The 20,033-nt window shown below is 60.7% G+C and carries 16 protein-coding genes; 8 read left to right on the forward strand and 8 right to left on the reverse strand.

Translation table 11 applies throughout. The features are described from left to right. Positions 1–57: 57 nt before the first annotated feature. The 3 genes from ispG to hemA form a co-directional block, all read right to left on the reverse strand. The gene (gene ispG / locus ACR0NY_RS04240) at positions 58–1,179 is read right to left on the reverse strand and encodes a flavodoxin-dependent (E)-4-hydroxy-3-methylbut-2-enyl-diphosphate synthase (RefSeq protein ID WP_170368617.1); all 1,122 of its coding nucleotides are present in this window, start codon (positions 1,177–1,179) and stop codon (positions 58–60) included. A gap of 72 nt (positions 1,180–1,251) precedes the next feature. Then, positions 1,252–2,472 (reverse strand): helix-turn-helix domain-containing protein, encoded by a 1,221-nt coding sequence (locus tag ACR0NY_RS04245; protein ID WP_093962367.1) that lies wholly within the window; start codon positions 2,470–2,472, stop codon positions 1,252–1,254. A gap of 129 nt (positions 2,473–2,601) precedes the next feature. Beyond that, entirely contained in the window at positions 2,602–3,825 is a 1,224-nt protein-coding gene (gene hemA, locus ACR0NY_RS04250) for a 5-aminolevulinate synthase (RefSeq protein WP_170368618.1), read from the reverse strand. Positions 3,826–4,166: 341 nt separating this feature from the next. On the opposite strand from hemA, the gene ACR0NY_RS04255 reads away from it, so the two are divergent. Then, a complete protein-coding gene (locus ACR0NY_RS04255; protein WP_170368619.1) occupies positions 4,167–5,552 on the forward strand; it encodes a dipeptidase in 1,386 nt (461 codons plus the stop codon). 158 nt (positions 5,553–5,710) lie between these two features. On the opposite strand, the gene lpdA is transcribed toward ACR0NY_RS04255, so the two are convergent. Next, complete coding sequence (gene lpdA / locus ACR0NY_RS04260; RefSeq protein WP_170368620.1) at positions 5,711–7,105, reverse strand: dihydrolipoyl dehydrogenase; 1,395 nt, start codon at positions 7,103–7,105, stop codon at positions 5,711–5,713. Positions 7,106–7,316: 211 nt separating this feature from the next. Here lpdA and ACR0NY_RS04265 point away from each other — a divergent pair, with 211 nt between their 5' ends. Continuing rightward, entirely contained in the window at positions 7,317–7,748 is a 432-nt protein-coding gene (locus ACR0NY_RS04265; RefSeq protein WP_170368621.1) for a hypothetical protein, read from the forward strand. Here the strand turns inward: ACR0NY_RS04265 and ACR0NY_RS04270 are convergent. The 4 genes from ACR0NY_RS04270 to ACR0NY_RS04285 all read right to left on the reverse strand — a co-directional run bounded on the left by ACR0NY_RS04270 (position 7,745) and on the right by ACR0NY_RS04285 (position 14,286). Next, complete coding sequence (locus ACR0NY_RS04270) at positions 7,745–8,320, reverse strand: DUF924 family protein (RefSeq protein ID WP_170368622.1); 576 nt, start codon at positions 8,318–8,320, stop codon at positions 7,745–7,747. The genes ACR0NY_RS04265 and ACR0NY_RS04270 overlap by 4 nt on opposite strands. Positions 8,321–8,428: 108 nt before the next feature. After that, complete coding sequence (locus ACR0NY_RS04275) at positions 8,429–9,700, reverse strand: MFS transporter (protein WP_170368623.1); 1,272 nt, start codon at positions 9,698–9,700, stop codon at positions 8,429–8,431. Between the two features lie 108 nt (positions 9,701–9,808). After that, entirely contained in the window at positions 9,809–10,855 is a 1,047-nt protein-coding gene (queA, locus tag ACR0NY_RS04280) for a tRNA preQ1(34) S-adenosylmethionine ribosyltransferase-isomerase QueA (RefSeq protein WP_170368918.1), read from the reverse strand. Between the two features lie 44 nt (positions 10,856–10,899). Next, positions 10,900–14,286, reverse strand: coding sequence for a YhdP family protein (locus ACR0NY_RS04285; RefSeq protein WP_367646344.1), 3,387 nt, complete (start codon positions 14,284–14,286; stop codon positions 10,900–10,902). Between the two features lie 68 nt (positions 14,287–14,354). Here ACR0NY_RS04285 and ACR0NY_RS04290 point away from each other — a divergent pair, with 68 nt between their 5' ends. The 6 genes from ACR0NY_RS04290 to ACR0NY_RS04315 all read left to right on the forward strand — a co-directional run bounded on the left by ACR0NY_RS04290 (position 14,355) and on the right by ACR0NY_RS04315 (position 20,033). Continuing rightward, positions 14,355–14,816, forward strand: a complete 462-nt coding sequence (locus ACR0NY_RS04290) for a peroxiredoxin (protein WP_170338126.1) — start codon at positions 14,355–14,357, stop codon at positions 14,814–14,816. 77 nt (positions 14,817–14,893) lie between these two features. Next, positions 14,894–15,712, forward strand: coding sequence for a ferritin-like domain-containing protein (locus tag ACR0NY_RS04295; RefSeq protein WP_170339424.1), 819 nt, complete (start codon positions 14,894–14,896; stop codon positions 15,710–15,712). Between the two features lie 175 nt (positions 15,713–15,887). Further along, positions 15,888–17,213 carry a DUF5930 domain-containing protein gene (locus ACR0NY_RS04300; protein ID WP_170358803.1) on the forward strand — a complete coding sequence of 442 codons (1,326 nt, stop codon included), beginning with the start codon at positions 15,888–15,890 and terminating at the stop codon, positions 17,211–17,213. After that, the gene (locus ACR0NY_RS04305) at positions 17,203–17,706 is read left to right on the forward strand and encodes a bactofilin family protein (RefSeq protein ID WP_170338122.1); all 504 of its coding nucleotides are present in this window, start codon (positions 17,203–17,205) and stop codon (positions 17,704–17,706) included. Before ACR0NY_RS04300 ends, ACR0NY_RS04305 begins: the two co-directional genes overlap by 11 nt. 179 nt (positions 17,707–17,885) lie before the next feature. Further along, positions 17,886–18,575 (forward strand): aquaporin Z, encoded by a 690-nt coding sequence (gene aqpZ, locus ACR0NY_RS04310; RefSeq protein ID WP_170368625.1) that lies wholly within the window; start codon positions 17,886–17,888, stop codon positions 18,573–18,575. 153 nt (positions 18,576–18,728) lie between these two features. Then, the gene (locus ACR0NY_RS04315; protein WP_480771280.1) at positions 18,729–20,033 is read left to right on the forward strand and encodes a hypothetical protein; all 1,305 of its coding nucleotides are present in this window, start codon (positions 18,729–18,731) and stop codon (positions 20,031–20,033) included.

Genomic DNA, 20,033 nt, shown 5'->3' on the forward strand with positions numbered 1-20,033 from the left:
CGAATTTGGGCCAAAAAATATCTTATGAAGAATTAGTTCCGGATCGAAGTTAAAGTACTATTCAGCCGCCTCTGCAGCAGCGTCCAGCTCGGCCGCTTTCCTTTCCACCTGCTCGACGATGTGGTCGATCATCTGTTCGTTCGACATCTTGTGGCTGGCCTTGCCCGCCAGATAAACCATGCCCGAGCCCGCGCCGCCACCGGTAAAACCGACATCGGTCATCAGCGCCTCACCGGGGCCGTTCACGACGCAGCCGATGATCGACAGGCTCATCGGTGTTTTGATGTGCTCCAAGCGCCGCTCCAGCGTCTCGACCGTCTTGATCACGTCGAACCCCTGCCGCGCGCAGGACGGGCACGAGATGATGTTCACGCCCCGGTGGCGCAGGCCAAGAGACTTGAGGATCTCGAACCCGACCTTCACCTCTTCGACCGGATCGGCGGACAGGCTGACCCGGATCGTATCGCCGATCCCCATCCACAGCAGGTTGCCGAGCCCGATGGCCGATTTTATCGTGCCGCTGACCAGCCCTCCGGCCTCGGTGATGCCCAGATGGATCGGTGCGTCGGTGGCCTCGGCGATGCCCTGATAGGCGGCGGCCGACAGGAACACGTCGCTGGCCTTCACGCTGATCTTGAATTCGTGGAAATCGTTGTCCTGCAGGATACGGATATGTTCCAGCCCGCTTTCCACCATCGCTTCGGGGCACGGCTCACCGTATTTCTCGAGCAGGTGCTTTTCCAGACTTCCCGCGTTCACGCCGATGCGGATCGAGCAATTGTGGTCGCGTGCGGCCTTGATGACCTCTTTCACCCGCGCCTCGTCACCGATATTGCCGGGATTGATGCGCAGGCAGGCGGCACCAGCCTCGGCGGCCTCGATGCCGCGGCGGTAGTGGAAATGAATGTCGGCCACGATCGGCAACGGGCTTTCGCGCACGATCTCCTTCAACGCCTTCGACGACGCCTCATCAGGAACAGAGACGCGCACGATATCAGCCCCCGCCTCTGCCGCAGCTTGTACCTGCGCCACGGTTGCGGCAACATCGGTCGTCAGCGTGTTGGTCATGGTCTGAACGGCAATCGGCGCGTCGCCGCCCACCGGAACGTTGCCCACCATGATCTGGCGGGATTTGCGGCGATAGATGTCGCGCCAAGGGCGCACATGGTTCAGAGACATGAAAACGGATCCGCGTCAGCCTGGGGTCTGGCCCTTAGATAGTCCGGGGGCAAGCCCGCCGCAATGGCAAGATCACTCTGCCGGCACCTCGGCGGATTGTGTCTGAAGCTCGGCCACCAGCTGTTTGAGCGCAATGTTTTGCTCAGCCTCAAGATCCGCCACGGCATAGGTCTCGGCCACAGCGTCCTTGGACAGAACCACACCCTTGGCGACGGTTCCCGGTGCACCGGCCGGCCCATAGAGCTCGCCGTTCATCGAGAAATACACGTTGCCCGACGCTCCGGCCCGCAATTGCGGCGGCTCTTCCGTCAGGGGAACCTCAAAGCTCTTGCCGTTTTCGACGGTTCCCAACGTGCCCTCGAAGATCACGCTGCCATCCGCTGCGGTGACCCGCATCCAGGCCGGTTCGACCGCGACGATTTTCAGCGACGTGTCGACCTTCTCGACCACCTGCGGAAGGGTCGCGGCAGTTCTTTCGACGGTATGAATCTCAGCCAGCGCGATTTCCGGAACTTCCGGCGGACGGAACGTTCCAACGGTCCGCGGATCGAGGGTGGAAATCGGGGCATCCCGCGCAACCATCACCGGTACATCCAGTGCTTGGGGGCGGTAAAGACGGTCCAGCGCTTCGGGGCTGGGAATTTCAGCGGCCGCAACCTCGGTCGTTCCGGACTCGGTCCGGATGGCCGACAGCGGGTCAAGATCGGACAACACGACCGGGGCCTGTTCGACGGGCGAGACCTGAACCTGCTGGATCTTGTTCAGAACCGACCAGCCGCCATATCCGATCCCGGCGATCAGCGCGAGGAGGACAAGCGACGAGCCTACGGCGCGCGGCTCGATCTGGCTGAACACGGACTCGCGGCCGGGAACGTAGGGCGTGTTCGGCGAAATGAACGGATCGCGCCCCATCGGGCCACGGTTCGGAAGGTCCCCGACCGATTTTTTGACCACGGATGCCTGTGCGGACATTCCATGTGCCACTTCGAACCCGCTTTCCTTGCAGAACGCGGCGAAAGTGTCGTCAGGGTTCATCCCCAGATAGCGGGCGTAAGAACGCACATACCCGGCAATGAAGCCGGGTGTGTCGAATGCGTCGGGATCGGCATTCTCGATGGCAGCGATGTAGTTGGCCTTGATCCGCAGTTCGCGCTGTACGTCGAGAAGAGACTTGCCCATCGTCGCGCGCTCACCGCGCATGACGTCGCCAAGCCGTACTTCGTAGTCGTCGAACCCCTTGGGCCTGACGTCCACGTCTTCTTCGGAATTGCGCTGTGTCCTGCGCCCAATCATTCCTGCTGCCCCATTCTGCCCATCGCGTGTTTCACGCTAACGGCGAATCGTCCCCATAACGATTCGTCCGCTACTTTTGTTAGCGTAAGCTTAACACGCGGCAAACAAGTTGCACATGTCGGCGTTAGGTTAACCAGCAAGTTCGGCGCGATTTAGCGCACAATGTGACCAAAGTTCGTCCATGGCCTGGACCAGACGGTTCATTTCGTTGGGTCCATGGACCGGCGAAGGCGTAAAGCGCAGACGCTCCGTCCCCCGCGGAACGGTCGGGAAATTGATCGGCTGCACGTAGATCCCGTAGTCGTCCAGCAGCATGTCGCTGAGCTTTTTGGTGTGCACCGGGTTGCCAACGATCACCGGAACGATGTGGCTGCCGTGATCGATCAGCGGCAAGCCCAGGCCCTTCAGTCGCAGCTTGAGGATCTTGGCTTGGGTCTGATGCTGCTCACGCAGTTCGGGCGCTGTCTTGAGATACGCCACCGAGGCCGCAGCACCGGCCGCGACCGATGGTGGCAGCGAGGTGGTGAAGATGAAGCCCGGCGCATACGAGCGGACAGCATCGCACATCTTCGCGCTTGCTGCGATATACCCCCCCATCACGCCGTAGGCTTTGGCCAAAGTGCCATTGATGATGTCGATCCGGTGCGCCAGGCGGTCCCGCTCGGTCACACCGCCACCGCGCGGGCCATACATGCCAACTGCGTGCACTTCGTCGATATAGGTCAGCGCGCCGAATTCGTCGGCCAGGTCGCAGATCTGTTCGATCGGACCGAAGTCGCCATCCATCGAGTAGACCGACTCGAACGCGATCAGCTTCGGCGCCGCCGGATCGTCGGCTTGCAGCAGCTCGCGCAGGTGCTCAACGTCATTGTGGCGGAAGATCCGCTTGGCCCCGCCATTGCGGCGGACCCCTTCGATCATCGACGCGTGGTTCAGTTCGTCGGAATAGATGATCAGCCCGGGAAACAACTTGGGCAGCGTGCTGAGCGTGGCGTCATTTGCAATATAAGCGCTTGTGAACAGCAGGGCCGCTTCCTTGCCGTGCAGGTCGGCCAGCTCGGCCTCGAGCCGCTTGTGGTAGACGGTCGTACCCGAGATGTTGCGCGTCCCGCCAGAGCCCGCTCCGGCTGCGTCGATCGCCTCGTGCATCGCCTCCAGCACGACGGGGTGCTGCCCCATGCCAAGGTAGTCGTTGCCGCACCAGACGGTGATGTTCTGCTGTGACCCGTCGGGACGCGCACGCACGGCATGGGGGAAATGTCCGTTGCGGCGTTCGATGTCGATGAAGGTCCGGTAACGGCCTTCGTCGTGCAGCCTGGCAATCGCTGAGTCGAGCTGAGCAGTGTAGTCCAAAGGACCCTCCTTCGTGACCCCGCCGCAGGGTGATTGCACGGCAAGGCTGTGTTCCGATGCGTATCATAACCGAATTTTCGGCCGCATCCGCGCCTATTTTCAGGTTTCCTGCCTAACGCCCAGACAGGGGTCGCAACTTTGATTTGCATCAATTATCGCCTTGAACCCGCAGCGACAAGTAAAGTTGAGACCATAAGGCGCGAGGAAACGACGCAGGTTACGTGCCGTTTCACGCAGAATGTTTCCGATCAGACGCGCGTTTTCCCGCCGCTACGGGCTGGACGGCGCTGCCAGCGCTGTTAGGGTCCGCCGCAATATCTCATCCATTCAGGAGCACACCCATGTCGCTTGACGTCACTCTGAGCAAAATCGACTCTGACCTCTCAGCCTCCATCGAGCGGCTGATGGAGTTTCTGCGAATCCCGTCGATTTCCACCGATCCGGCCTTCAAGAAAGACGTGGACAAGGCGGCCGACTGGTTGGTCGACGACCTTAAAAGCATCGGGATCGATGCGAAAAAGCACCCGACCCCGGGCCACCCGATGGTCGTGGGCCATGTCGGCGACGATGCGGACGCCCCGCATGTGTTGTTCTACGGCCATTACGATGTGCAGCCCGTTGATCCCTTGGACCTGTGGAACCGTGACCCCTTCGACCCGGCGCTGGAAGAGACAGTGCACGGTCAGGTCATCCGCGGACGGGGCTCGTCGGATGACAAGGGCCAGTTGATGACATTTGTCGAAGCCTGCCGCGCCTGGAAGGCGGTCAACGGCAAGCTGCCTTGCCGCATCACGTTTTTCTTCGAAGGCGAAGAGGAATCCGGTTCACCTTCGCTGGTCCCATTTCTCGAGGCCAACAAGGAAGAGTTGAAGGCCGATCTGGCGCTGGTCTGCGACACCTCGATGGTCTCGCGCGGTGTGCCCTCGATCGCATCGCAACTGCGCGGCATGCTCAAGGACGAATTCACCATCATCGGTCCGCGCATCGACCTGCATTCCGGCCATTACGGCGGCCCCGGCTTGAACCCGCTGCGGGAAATCTCGCGGATCGTTGCATCGTTCTACGATGAGGAAACCGGACGGGTCGCGGTGGAAGGTTTTTACGAGGGAGTTCACGAAGTCCCCGCCGAGCAGCTGCGCCAGTGGGAGAACTGTGGTTTCGACGAGGCCGAGTACCTCAACTCGGTGGGCTACACGCAACCGCATGGTGAGAAAGGGTACTCGACCCTTGAACAGCAGTGGGCGCGACCGACGCTGGAGATCAACGGGTTGTGGGGCGGCTACAACGGCGCCGGTTCGAAAACGGTGATCCCCAGCCAGGCCCATTGCAAGATCACATGTCGCTTGGTCGGTGAAATGGACCCGGACAAACTGCGCGACAAGATCCGTAAGCATGTTGAAGACCGGCTCTCTCCTGACGCCAAAGTCGTCTGGGACAATGATCTCGAGGGCTCCCCTGCGTCGGTCATGAACCTGGATCGCCCGGAATTCGAAGCGGCACGCGCCGCACTGTCCGACGAATGGGGGCGCGAAGCCGTTTTCACCGGCATGGGAGGATCGATCCCGGTGGTGGGATACTTCAATACGGTCCTGGGCTTAGATTCAATGTTGGTCGGCTATGCCAACGACGATGACGCAATCCATTCGCCCAATGAAAAATACGACGTGAAAAGCTTTCATAAAGGGATCCGCTCGTGGGCCCGAATTCTGGACGCTCTGAGCCGATAGCCGCGTTTTATCGCAAGGCGCAGCCTTGCGCTCCGGGATATTCCGAGCCGGGTGAAGCGCGGATGCGAACTTCATCCGGCCGGCGGTATCCCGGTGTGTCGCGGGCAACGCGGCCGGGGGCAGCGCCCCCTTAAGCCGCGGCCCGCGGACAGACCGTCTTACATGTGGATCACGCGCCCGTAGGCGTCCAAAACCGATTCATGCATCATTTCCGACAAGGTCGGGTGCGGGAAGACTGTATTCATCAGGTCCTCTTCGGTGGTCTCCAACTGGCGACCTACGACATAGCCCTGAATCAGTTCGGTCACTTCCGCGCCAACCATATGAGCGCCCAGCAACTCGCCGGTTTTCGCGTCGAATACGGTTTTGATCATGCCTTCCGGCTCGCCCAATGCAATTGCCTTGCCATTGCCGATGAACGGGAAGCGGCCAACTTTCACATCAAAGCCAAGCTCCTTGGCCTTGGCCTCGGTATAGCCAACCGACGCGACCTGGGGATGACAATAGGTACATCCCGCGATGCTTTCCGGTTTCACGGGATGGGCATGTTTGCCAGCGATGAGTTCTGCGACCATCACGCCTTCGTGGCTGGCCTTGTGCGCAAGCCAAGGCGCTCCGGCGATGTCGCCGATGGCATAGAGGCCATCGACCCCGGTCCGGCAGTATGCATCCGTCACCACATGGGTGCGGTCAATTTTGACGCCCAGCGCCTCAAGCCCGAGGTTCTCGACATTTCCGACGATCCCAACGGCGGAGATGACGGTATCGAAGTCGTGCTTTTCGACCTTGCCACCGGTTTCGATATGAGCCGTCACCTTGCCTTTGCCGCGATCCAGCTGCTTGACCATGGACTTCTCCATGATCTTCATGCCCTGTTTGACAAAGGATTTCCTGGCGAACGCGCTGATCTCGGCGTCTTCGACCGGCAAGACCCGGTCCATCACTTCGACCACGGTCGTGTCTGCGCCCAACGTATTGTAGAAGCTGGCAAACTCGATCCCGATCGCTCCGGACCCGATAACAAGCAGCTTTTTCGGCATCCGCGCCGGTTGCAGCGCATGTTTGTAGGTCCAGACCAGATCGCCATCTGCCTCCAGGCCCGGCAACTCGCGCGCACGGGCACCGGTGGCCAAGACGATGTTCTTCGCCGTCAGTTCCTCGGTGCCCTTGTCGGTCTTGACCGTCACTTTACTTTTCGACGGGATTGTCGCCTCGCCCATCACGACGGTGACTTTGTTCTTTTTCAGCAAATGCCCGACACCGCTGGTCAGCTGCTTGGCAACCCCGCGCGAGCGTTTGACGACCGCGTCCAGATCGTAACCGATCTTGTCCGCACTCAGACCGAAATCCTTGGCGCGCTCCATCAGATGGAACACTTCGGCCGACCGCAGCAAGGCCTTGGTCGGGATGCAACCCCAGTTCAGGCAGATGCCGCCCAAATGCTCGCGCTCGACCACGGCGGTCTTGAGGCCCAGTTGGGCCGCACGAATGGCAGCCACATAGCCGCCGGGGCCCGCACCGATTACGATCAGATCAAAGGATTGTGCAGCCATGTTTACCTCTCGGCGCAGGTCGATTGAAAACTAGTTTACCGTTAAACTATTTTTTTGAACGCATCAATATGCTGCCCCGCGACATATGTGACGCAGGGTCATCAAAACAAGAGTGCGCGCTATTCAGCCTATACCCCGCGTCCCTCGAAGGCTAGAAAAGACCTGCAACCATGTTCGAATTTCGGATCTACAGATTTTAGGGAAACCAATCATGGCCAAGACCCTCAAAGACTTGTTGCTTGCCCTTTTGAACGCCACACTGATCCTTGTAGCTCTGTGTCTGTTCCTTGGTTGGAAGCTGGCGCGAAGCGTCGAGAATATTCAGGACAACTTCAGAGAAAGCCTGCAAATCGTTCAGCCGCTGCGTGAACAGGCGCAGGGCGTCCGAGAGGATCTTGCAAGTCTGCGCGCTGATCTGTCCGGTATTCGCATCCTGGGAGATGATGAGCCGGAGTTGAAGCAGAAGCTTCAGCAGGCGCTGGTGCGATTGGACGAGGTTCAAGCTAAGCTGGAAACCACGCAGGCCCGCCTCAACGAACTGGTCGAAAATCCTCAGATGCTGATTGATTATGCAGTCACCACGACCGTCGATGCCACAACGGCCAGGCTGATCGAATTGCGCGGATGTGGAGAGGCGGCCTAACCCGCCTGCAACTCACGAACCGTAGTGCCGTATCCACCGCCGCTGACATATGCGGCTTCGGGTGCCGTGGTCTGACGGGCAAGCGCCGCGTTGCGGTACGGGAAACGCCCGAACTGGCGGATCACCTCACGATGGGCCCGGGCATGCAGCAGATTGCTTGAACCATGTTCAGGCATACGCTGGCACATCAGGCGCACACAGCGCTCCTGATCGCACAGGTTCTCTGAATGCATCATCGGCAGGTAGAAGAACTGTCGGGCGGGCTCGTCGATCTTCAGATCCCATTCCTTGTCGACGGCACATTTCGCTGCTGCCAGTGCCGCCTTGTCGGATGAGAAGGCTTTGCCGCTGCCTCGGAACATGTTGCGCGGAAACTGGTCCATGAGGATGATGTAGGCCAGCGATCCGCTGGGATAGGTCAACCACAGAGAGAACTTACCCTCGCACGCGGCTTGCCATGTCTCAAGGAAGCGGTCCCGAATCTGCGCATCCAGCGCTTCATCTTCGCGGTACCACCCCTCGGGGCCTACTTCATCTAACCAGAAACTCAGTACTTCTTCAGGACCAACCATTGCCCTTGTCTCCGTCTGTTCCCCCCCGAGGGACGTAACGTCATTTAAGTCGGTTTTACAGACTTGTTACAGTAACATATTGCAACAGTGACGACACAAATCCGGCGGTCAAGCGGGTTGGTGCTCCTCCTCTTCGTCCTGCGCCGCTTCGATCGCGACTTCCTGAGCAACTTCCAGTGCGACCGGCGATGCCGTCGGGTACAGCGGCGACATGGTGCCGGTCTCGTCCACGGGCACCGAGGCCCGCTGGGTCATCCGGTAGACCGCATAGCCTGCCATGACAAACAGTAGTGCGGCAATGAACAGGAAAAAGCCGGGCGGCCCGAACACGGCATCCCCCATCAACCAGCCGGTGATCAGCGGGCCGGCAATTGCGCCAAGCCCGTTGATGAAAATAAGCCCGCCGGACGCGGCTGCCATATCTTCGTGTTCGAGGTAGTCGTTGGTGTAGGCGATGAGCAGGGAATACAGCGGATTGGACATGCCACCGATGACAAAGGCCGCAGCCAGCAAAACCGGGAAGTCGACCCCGAAAACCATGCCCACCGCCGCACTGATGCCGCCAACGACCGAAACCAGCAGGATCAACAGGCGCCGGTCCATGCGATCCGAAAACCAGCCCAACGGATACTGCAGGACCAATGCGCCGATATAGAATGACGCCACGAAGGTCGAAATCTCGACCAGTGTCAGCCCGGCCCGCGCGCCGTAAACCGCGGCCATGCCGAACTGAGCCGAGAAGATGCCGCCCAACAGGAACATGCCGACACAGCCCAAGGGCGACGTGTCCATCAGCTGCTTTAGCGTCATCGGCTTGGTCGTATCAAAAGCCGGGGTCGGAGAAATCGACAACAGGATCGGAGCAAAGGAAACGGAAACCAGGATCGAGGCAATCACAAAGGTTTCGTACCCGGCCGGGTCCCCTGCAAGCATCAATGCCTGCGCGCTGACAATGCCGATCATCTGGACGATCATATATAGCGACAAAGCCTGGCCACGGTTTTCGTTGCTCGCAGCGTTGTTCAGCCAGCTTTCGGCGGTCACGTACACGCCGGAAAAGCAGAACCCGATGACCACACGGCCCAGCGACCACGCGATCGGATCGGTCAGCATCGGATAGCTGATCATCACGGCAGAGATGAACGACGCCAGCGCAGCGAAGACCCGCACGTGCCCGACCCTCCGTATCATCTCGGGTGCAAGTCGGGATCCGCCCAGAAAACCGAGGAAATACGCGGACATGACAAACGACATCTGCAGGGTCGAAAACCCTTCGATCTCGCCCCGGACACCCAACAAGGTGCCCTGCAGGCCGTTGCCGATCATCAGCAGACCCATTCCGAGTAGAAGCGCCCACGCGCTGGCAAGTACCTGAAGCATGTTTGCACTCCAAATCCGCTGAACAATGGCTTTCGTTAAAGGATCAAACGATGTCCCGGTCGCGCTTGTCTACGACATTGACCAGATTCGATCCCGCGATCCCGCCCTCTAAGGGATCAAAAGCGACGCGTCACCATAAGAAAAGAAGCGATAGCCACTTTTGATCGCATGATCATAGACCCGCAGCATCCTGTCCGGTCCCATCAGCGCCGAAACCAGCATCAGAAGCGTCGATTTCGGCAGATGGAAATTGGTCATCAGCGCGTCGGTGACCTGAAACTGGAAGCCGGGGTAGATGAAGATGTCGGTCTCCCCCTCCCAAGGCTGGATCGATCCATCGCGCGCGGCACTTTCGATCAGTCGCAAGGCGGTGGTGCCGACCGGGATGACGCGACCACCCGAGGCTTTGGTCGCCTGAATCTCGGCTGCGGCCTGCGGGCTGACCTGTCCCCATTCGGCGTGCATCTTGTGGGTCGTCACATCCTCGACCTTGACCGGCAGGAACGTTCCGGCCCCGACGTGCAGGGTAACATGGGTGAACTCGACTCCCCGATCCGCAAGGGCCTGCAACAATGGTTCGTCAAAGTGCAGAGAGGCGGTCGGTGCCGCCACAGCCCCGGCCTGCCGCGCCCAAACGGTCTGGTAATCGGTCTTGTCACGCTCGTCCGCCGGCCGTTTGGCCGCGATGTAGGGGGGCAAAGGCATTGCTCCGGCCTGCTCGAGCGCCCGGTCGAAATCATCGCCCTTCAGATTGAAGCGCAGATGGGCCTGGCCGTCGGCGACCCCTTCCAGAACCGCGCTGAGGTCGTCGGAGAACACGATCTCTTCGCCCACCCGGATCTTCTTGAGCGGTTTCAGCAATGCGCCCCAGGTGCCGTCGGCGCGTGGCTCCAGCAAGGTGGCCTCGATCGCAGCCGAGACCGGACCCTGGGCGCTGTCACGGTGACGCCGGCCGCTCAGTCGGGCCGGGATGACGCGCGTGTCGTTCAGCACCAGCCGATCACCGGGGCGAAGCCAGTCGGGCAGGTTGAACACCCGATCATCCGAGATCGCATCACCCTGTGCCACCAGCAGGCGCGCCGAAGACCGCGGACTGGCGGGCCGCGTGGCAATCAGGTCATCAGGCAGGTCGAAATCGAAATCACTCAGCTTCATGGCCGCGCCATACATCGCCCGAACAGATTCGGCCACACTCTGCGTCAGCGGTCCTCGCCCCGGCTACCCACCGAAGGGCTGGGTCCGTCCGGTGCAACCGGCGTTGCGTTGGGGCCGTCGGAAACTGTTGGGGCAGGTTCTCGCAGCAGGTTGCGCAGAAACAGTGGCGCAAGACCGGACAGCGGGTTCACGGACACTTGCGGGGCCGAGATCGGGCCCACCAGCGTATAGTTGAACGCGAAAACGCCCTCGCCCTTCTTGGTCAGGACGCTGCCAATCGCGTTCACCATATAGATCGGAGAGATCGCGCCGCGCAGGTTCAGGAACTTTCGTTCGGTATCCACCGTCCCGTCGAAGGACAGCCCCATCGACGGCCCGACCGCACTGCCGCTGAGAATCTTGACCTCGGTCGGCGTGATCCGCATCTCGCTGTCGATTGATGAGAAGTAGATCCCCTGCCCGGCCATCTCGGTCAGCAAACCCACAAGGCTGATGGCATTCAGCAACGCCGCCATGGCCGGAGCATCCTGGATCCGCGTGTCCGTGATTTTCAGTGTCAGATCGTAGTTGCCCGGGCCAGCCACCGGATTCAACCGGAGTTGCAGCTTTCCCCCTCTGGCCTGGGTCAACAAACCGGCAGACCGCAGCACCGCACCGGCGTCCACGGACTGCAGGCTAACCGCACTGCGTGATCCGCTGGGCACGACCTGACCCTGGACCGGGGCGCCTCCGTTGACCTGAGCGGAAAATCCACCCTTCAAACCTCCGGTCGTTTCGAAATTGCCCTTCAAACCGGTCAGGGCTACTTCCTCGGTCACCTGCAGCCGGTCCAGCGCCACGTCAAGGTTCGGGCCTCGACCGGATGACGCGCCGCCGCCGCTGCTACTGCCGAACGTCGCTTTGCCCAGGTTGAGAACGCCCCCCAGAACGCGGATATCCGGCGCCGCGGCGCCACGGCCGATCAACTCGGCCGGAACAGCCAACCAATCGCCCAGTTCAAAAGAACTGAACTGAACCCGATCCAAAGCGCCATTCGCGATCGAGATCGAAGCCACCGCGCGCAATCCGGCGGCATCAATCCGCAGGCTGTCCACTCGCAGTTGATCGCCCAGCGTCGCCTCAGTGGCCAACGTGCCGGCAGTGGCTGCGGATTTTTGCCAACCCAGTTCGGGAATTCCCATTCCGACGCCGACCAGATCAGAGGTCGCGGTCAGCTTTGTCGGCTCTCCCCCTCCAATTCCAAGACTGATCTCCGCCACGCCTTGCCCGGTCAGCATACCGGACGGCAATCCGGCCTTCAGTTCATCCATCAGCCGCGGGGACAGTTCGATCTGCCCGCTGAGCGTGCTGCGTTGCGCTGTCTTGCCGCCGATCGGCTGTCGCCAAGTCGCCTGTATCGGCACCTCTCCGAACAGACCGTCTCCGTCTATGGCCACCTGGGTCTGATCCCCGCTCAGGCGCAGTTTGGCGGCGCTGATGCGGAAGCCCGGAACCAGTTTTTCCGTATCCAGATCAATCAATTCTCCCAGAAAGTGAAATTGCGTGTCCTCGAATTTCAACCCCTTGATCAAGGGCAGAGACAGAGTGCCGCCCAGTCGCACGCTGCCCGAAGCCAGATCAACCGGAAGGTTTGCCTTGGTCAGCAATTGCAGCGGCGCCCGGTCAAGCAACGACAAGGCCGAGGTCACACTGCCACTAGCCTGAACACGCACAATGCCCGGTGTATTCTTTTTGATGTCTGTATCCGGGATGATGAACGACGTCCCAGAGGCATCAACCGCGCCACCGTCATCGGCGATCACCACGCCCTTGCGGGCGGTCACCGTGAATCGACGGCCAATCAGCGTGGCCTGCCCACGCCCGCCTTGGATCGGCGGCAAGGTCTTGGCAAACCGAACCAGCGCATCATCGAAATCGAAATCAAGATACAGTTCGGGCTTGGAGTCTCCGGGCCGCAACCTCAGAACAAAGTCCATGTCCGACAGATTGCCTTCGTACAGGTTTTCGGTCACCCATTTGCGCGGCTTCGGGGCCAATCGGGGCGGCCAGTAATGCAGCAGCTTGTCCGATGCCATGTGCCCCAGCCGCGCGTTCAGATCCACGCTCCACCCCTCCGGCAGGCCCACAAGCTCGCCCGAAGCGCGCAACAGGTCTTCGCCATCCTCGACCACGACCTGCCCCAGCTGCAGCCGGAACGGGTTCAGGCGCACTTGAAAGTCCAGATCGGCCTGCTTGACCTCTAACGCATCAACGAACAGGTCGGCTGGGTTCACCCGGATACCGTTCAGACGAAACTGCACCGCCATGCTTTCCAGCGCGCCGGCCTCTACACCCTTCAGATAGGCCTTGCCCTCGCCCTGTACGCTACCCCAGCCCGACACCACGGAAACCTCGTTGAAATCCAGAACCTGCTGCGCCGGATCATAGGTGAAATACGTGCGGGCGGAGTCGAACGGAACCGGTCGGGTCTCGGGGTTGGGCTGAACAGCCCCTGCCCCAAGGTTCAAGGTTGCAAATACAGGCCCGAGCGCCCCCGCCCCGTCGATACTGCCGCGCAATGCGCCCGAGATCGGCGTGTCCAACACCTGCAACCAGGCCAGCGCCGGCGATTGCGCCGCGACGTCGGTCGCTGGAAGATCGGTGATCGAAATCCCGAACTGCGCCTCGGGTGAGCCGAGCGTGCTGGTGTAGTTCGCTTCGATCATGCTGACATAGTCACGGCCCGCCAGCACCGAGAACCCGGTCGCCAGGCGCAAGGCGCCTTCGCTCCGCGTCGCCAGAATATGCCCGCCGTCCAGAACCCAGGACCGCCCAAGGCGCAAGTCGCGGTAATCCAGCGTAATGGCGTCAAGCTCGACCGAGGTCAGGGACGACAGGACCGGTGACAGGAACACCTGATCGGACTGTTCGATCAATTCGGCCAAGGTTGGCGCATTCTGCACGGGCGCGCTGCCTGAACCGACGGTCAGCGAGAGCGATCCGTCCTCGGCTCGGGTCAGTGCGATCTGCGCTCCGTTGAGTGTGATCCGCTTGGGCCGGACATGGCCGCGCAGCAGCGGACGCATCGCCAGGCTGGCCTGCATGCTTGAGACCTGAGCGATCTGGCGCCCCTCGGCGTCGCTGATCGAAACATCGCTGAGCCGCAGACGCGGGCGCCATTCCTGATTGATGATAAAGCTTACATCGCCGAACCGGATCTGCAAACCGCCCAATACGTTTTCCAGCCGCGTTTCGACCCGGTCGCGCAGCCATTCCGGCGCATGGATCCGATGGCCGAACACCATGACCCCGGACAGGACGGCCAGAAACACCAGCAGGAACACCCCGCGCAAGGCCCACAGCCCGGCTGTCCGCCGACGGGATCGGCGGCGCGGCGGTTTCCCGCCCTTCTCAGCCTCGTCCTGTTCGTCTTGCGCCAATTTGCCGTCCACGTCTTTCAACCTGCCCGAGCCGCCCTATGATACGCGGCATCACCTACAAATCCTGACCGGAGTTCAAAATGCCTGACGTTGCAGACATCGCCACCGATTTCACCTTGCCCCGCGATGGCGGCGGCACGGTTACCCTGTCGGACCTGCGCGGTCGTCCCGTTGTTCTGTTCTTTTATCCCCGCGATGATACGCCGGGCTGCACCAAGGAATCCATCGGTTTCTCGGAGCAGCTTCAATCCTTTGCCGACGCCGGTGCACAGGTTTTCGGCATCTCTCGCGACAGTGTCGCCAAGCACGACAAGTTCGTCGCCAAGCACGGGCTGACCACTCCGCTGCTGTCCGACGAAGGTTCGACCGTGTGCGAGGATTACGGCGTCTGGGTCGAAAAAAACATGTATGGCAAGAAGTCGATGGGGATCGAGCGCTCGACCTTCCTGATCGACGCCGACGGAAAGATCGCCCGCGTGTGGCGCAAGGTCAAAGTTCCCGGCCATGTGGATGAGGTGCTGGAGGCCGTACGCGCGCTTTGACGCTGCGGGCCATCCGGTCTAAGAGGCGGCAGTTTTCATCCAACCCGAGGATTACCGTGGCCAAAACCCTGACCCAGATGGCAACCGAGGTTCTGACCACTGCGGATGGGCGGTCCAAGACCGCCCTTTCCAAACGCTATGCCGCCGAATGGTTTGCGGCGCGCAACGGCGACACCCCCGCGATCGAAGTCGGAACAGCCACGCCACCGTTGCATCCGTCGCGTCCTGACAAGCCCGAGCTGCTGTCGCCGCGCGACGTGCCGCGCCGTCGCCCCGGCTCGGAGGCTGGACGCATCGCGCTGCTGCACGCTGTGGCCCATATCGAGTTGAATGCCGTGGACCTGCACTGGGACATCATCGCACGGTTTGGACATGTGCCGATGCCGGTTGGCTTCTACGACGACTGGGTCAAATGCGCCGAGGAGGAATCGCGCCATTTCGAAATGGTCTGCGATTGCTTGGAGGCGATGGGCAGTTATTACGGCGCCCTCCCCGCCCATGCCGGGATGTGGCGTGCGGCCGAGGACACCGCCGAAGACCTGATGGGCCGGCTGGCGGTGGTGCCCATGGTGCTCGAGGCGCGCGGCCTCGATGTGACACCGGGCATGATCGACATCTTCCGCAAGGCAAAGGCCGATCAGGCCGTGGCCGCGCTTGAGGTGATCTACGCCGAAGAAGTCGGGCATGTGGCCTATGGCTCGAAATGGTTCCACTTTCTGTGCGGCCGCGAGAATGCCGACCCCAAGGACGTGTTCCATCAACTGGTCCGGCGCTATTTTCATGGCGCGCTCAAGCCGCCCTTCAACGAGGAAAAGCGGGCCGAAGCCGGCCTGCCGCCCGATTTCTACTGGCCTTTGACCGAGGATCTGCCGCCCCCGGGAGACGGGAAACGCTGACGGAAACGTGCCGCTTTCGGCAATTTTCTGCCGATGACGTGCGGGAAAACACCGTAATTGTCGACCAATCGGTTAACAAACTTGCCCAACCGGGACCGGCCCTTTAAGCAATCGGCCCAAGGGGCGGCGATCCACTCACGACCGGTCCCGACATTGGGGATGAGAGGTAAGGCGCGTGAGAACACGTCTGGCAATCAAACTACACTCACTGCTCGAACGGCACTTCCCGGAACGCCGGGTCTTCCTGAAATCCGACAATGACACACGCTTCATCCGGCTCAGCTCGGAGACGCAGATCGTGGCCGCACTTGGCGTTTCGATCATGGTCGGCTGGACGGCGGTCGCCACGGCGATCCTGCTGATGGACAGCATCGGGTCGGGCAACTTCCGTGAACAGGCCAAGCGCGATCAGGCGACCTATCAGGAACGGCTGAACATCCTGTCGCAGGAACGCGACGCGCGGGCACAGGAAGCACTGGCCGCACACGCCCGGTTCAACTCGGCGCTTCAGCAGATCTCGGCGATGCAGTCGGAACTGCTGGAATCCGAAAACCGTCGACGCGAGCTGGAAACCGGCATCGAGGTCATTCAGACCACCCTGCGGTCGACCATGAAGCAACGTGAGGAAGCCCGGGCGCAACTCGCCGAGCTTCAGGAGAAATCCGATGGCGCATCGGTTGCGATGTTCGCCTCTGCCGCTCCGGCACAGATCGAATTCATGGCCGACGCCCTGACCCGGACAGCACAGCAGCGGGACCAGATCGCAACGGATGCACAGGCGGCACTGGACCAGCGCGATGAGCTTGAGCTGGAAATCCTGCTGATGCAGGAACGCAATGACGAGATCTTCCGCCAGTTGGAAGAAGCCATGGTGATCTCGGTCGAACCGCTGGACAAGATGTTCCGCGAGGCCGGAATGCCCACCGACCGGATGCTTGACGAAGTGCGGCGCGGCTACAGCGGCATGGGCGGCCCGCTGACGCCGATTTCCTTCAGCACCCGCGGCGAAGAGCTTTCGGCAGATGAGGTGCGCGCAAATCAGCTTCTGCAGCAGATGGACCAGCTGAATCTGTATCGCATAGCGGCCGAAAAGGCCCCGTTTGCCACACCGGTCAAATCGGCGTTCCGGTTCACCAGCGGATATGGTTATCGCCGCGACCCCAAAACCGGCGGGCGCCGGATGCACAAGGGCACCGACTTTGCGGCTCCGACAGGCACGGATATCTTCGCCACCGCCGACGGTGTCGTGACCCATGCGGGCTGGCAATCCGGCTATGGCCGTCTGATCAAGATAAAGCACGCCTTCGGGGTTGAGACACTTTATGCCCATAACTCGAAGATCCGCGTGAAGGTCGGCCAAAGGGTCTCGCGCGGGGATCACATTGCTGATATGGGTAATTCCGGACGGTCGACCGGAACGCATCTGCACTACGAGGTGCGCGTGAACGGAAAACCTGTAAACCCAATGGACTTCATCAAGGCTGCGAACAATGTTTTCTAAAAGCAAAATCAACGAGCCCGCACCCAAGGCATCCGAAACGGCCAAGCCGGCAGCCCCGGCGCCTCAGGCGACCCCTGCCCCGACCGAACAGAAGGCCGCAAGCACCGCGCCCAAGCCCAAGCCGCCGGCATCGGTTCTGTCGTCGGACCTGCACATCACCGGCAACATCAAGACCACCGGTGACATCCAGGTCGAAGGAACCGTCGAAGGCGACATCCGTGCGCATCTGCTGACTATCGGCGAAACCGCGACCATCAAAGGCGAAGTGACCGCAGATGACGTGGTCGTGAACGGCCGCATCGTGGGTCGTGTACGGGGTCTGAAAGTACGTCTGACCTCGACCGCCCGGGTTGAGGGCGACATCATCCACAAGACCATCGCCATCGAAAGCGGCGCGCATTTCGAAGGCTCGGTTCAGCGTCAGGACGATCCGCTGAACCCGGGACGCAGCGGCAAAACCGGAGCCAATCCGGCGGCTGAAGTCAGCCAGTAAACCGCTCCGAGTACCGAATTCCAAGAACGCCGCGGCCACTGTCCGCGGCGTTTTTCTATGCCCATCAGACAACAATCCGGACCCCTATCAGGGCCGCAAAGCCCTGCACGCGCGATACATTTTCACAAAAGGTGTTTTTTGAATTAAACTTCACCTCGTTGAAATTGGGAGGTTTTATCATGCGAGCAAAACTGATGGCCGAATTCTTCGGCACGTTCTGGCTGGTTCTCGGCGGTTGTGGCAGCGCGGTGCTGGCTGCCGGGGTCGCCGATGTGGGCATCGGATGGCTGGGCGTGTCGTTCGCCTTCGGCCTGACGGTCCTGACCATGGCCTTTGCGGTCGGCCACATATCGGGTGGTCACTTCAACCCCGCCGTCAGCCTCGGGCTGATGATCGGTGGGCGTTTCCCGTCCAAGGATCTGCTGCCCTACTGGGCTTCGCAGGTGCTTGGAGCGATACTGGCCGCAGCCGTTCTGTACGTGATCGTCAGCGGCGCACCCGGCTTCGAAGGCGTTGGCAGCTTTGCCTCGAACGGGTATGGCGGGGCCTCGCCCGAAGGATACTCGATGATGTCGGCGCTGGTGATCGAGATCGTTTTGACCGCCTTCTTCCTTATCACCATTCTGGGCGCGACATCCGAAAAGGCTCCGGCCGGGCTCGCGCCCATTGCCATCGGTCTTGGGCTGACGCTGATCCACCTGATTTCGATCCCGGTCACCAATACGTCGGTGAACCCGGCCCGCTCGACCGGGGTGGCGCTGTTTGCCGATGGCCCCGCCTTGGCGCAGCTGTGGCTGTTCTGGGTCGCCCCGCTGATAGGTGGCGCTTTGGGGGCCGCGATCTGGAAAATGATGGCCTCGGACGAATAGAAACCCGTCCTACTAATGCAAACCCCCTCCCGGCCTACGCCGGGAGGTGACTCTGTTATACGGTTGCGTGGGCCACACCCGCGGCAAGAATTCGACCGGTCGGATCAGGGTGGTTGAATTTCCGGAACGAACCGCCAGAATTCGCAGAACTCTGTGAAAGACCTGATCATGATTTCCTGGCCAAAGTTCCGGCGCCCCGCTTCCGCAATTCCCGCATCCACCGCCTGGATTGCGATGGCCAGTATTCCGCTGGTTCATTATTTCTGGCCAGACCTCGGCGCGGTCTCTGATCGGGATCAGACTGTTCTGTTCGCTCTGACGATCTTTGCCATTCTGGCCCTATCCGAGATTTTCATAGCGCGAATTCATCGCAAGCCGGGCAGCGGCTTGGTCTACAACCCGGAAAACTTCAAGGACCCGGCGTATCTGGCTGATTTCTGGATCAAACTTATTGGTCTGGCGACCAGTCTTGCGCTTCTTGCGCTGTTCTACTCCACTGCCGACCTCTACCGGGATGAATGGTATCAGCCGTTCTTTTCGCTGTTTGCCGACTACTGGCATCTGATCCTTGCGGTTGTCCTTTCCGTTGTCACGGCGGTTCATTTCTCGATGCGACATCCGCGCGACGGCATGTGGCATCTGGGACGTGTGGTTTTGTCTTTTGGTCGCCAATCCACCGGAGCCCGCGAGTTGAAATCCTTTCTTCTTGGGCTGGGCGTCAAAGGGTTCTTTCTGCCACTGATGTTCTGCTATCTGGTCTATGACTGGAGCTTTCTGCAGACCCGTTCGCTGTGGGATGCGCAGGACTTTCAGCAGGTCTATGCATATCTCTACCGCTTTGCCTTCTTTCTGGACCTGACGATCGTCACCATTGGCTATGCCACTGCCACCCGGCTTCTGACCTCTCATATCCGCTGGACCGAGACGACCGTGAGCGGATGGCTGGTCTGCGTGATCTGCTATGCCCCGTTCTGGCAACTGCTGTCGCGCAGCTATTTCAACTATGTCGAGGATGGGTTCGCCTGGGGTGTCTGGCTGTGGGATTACCCTGTCCTCTACGGATTGTGGGGCGGCACCATCCTGTTCTTCCTGGCGGTCTATTGCCTGACCGCCGCACGGATGGGTCTGCGGTTCTCGAACCTGACCTATCGCGGGCTGGCCTGCGACTTTCCCTACAACATCAGCAAACACCCGTCCTACATCAGCAAGAACATCACCTGGTGGATGATTTCGATCCCGTTCATCGCGGTCGACTTCTGGGCAGGTCTGGCCAACTGTCTGGCCCTGCTGGGCGTGAACCTGATCTATTTCGCACGGGCCTGGCACGAAGAGCGCTGCCTGTCACGCGCGCCGTCCTACCGAGCCTACAAAAAACACGTGAACGAATACGGTCTTCTGGCCCGCATCCGACGCGGCCTGAGCGGCTGGACCCGGAGCGTTGCCAGACAGGTGAATTGA

Source organism: Ruegeria sp. BJ5 (genome assembly GCF_056537865.1).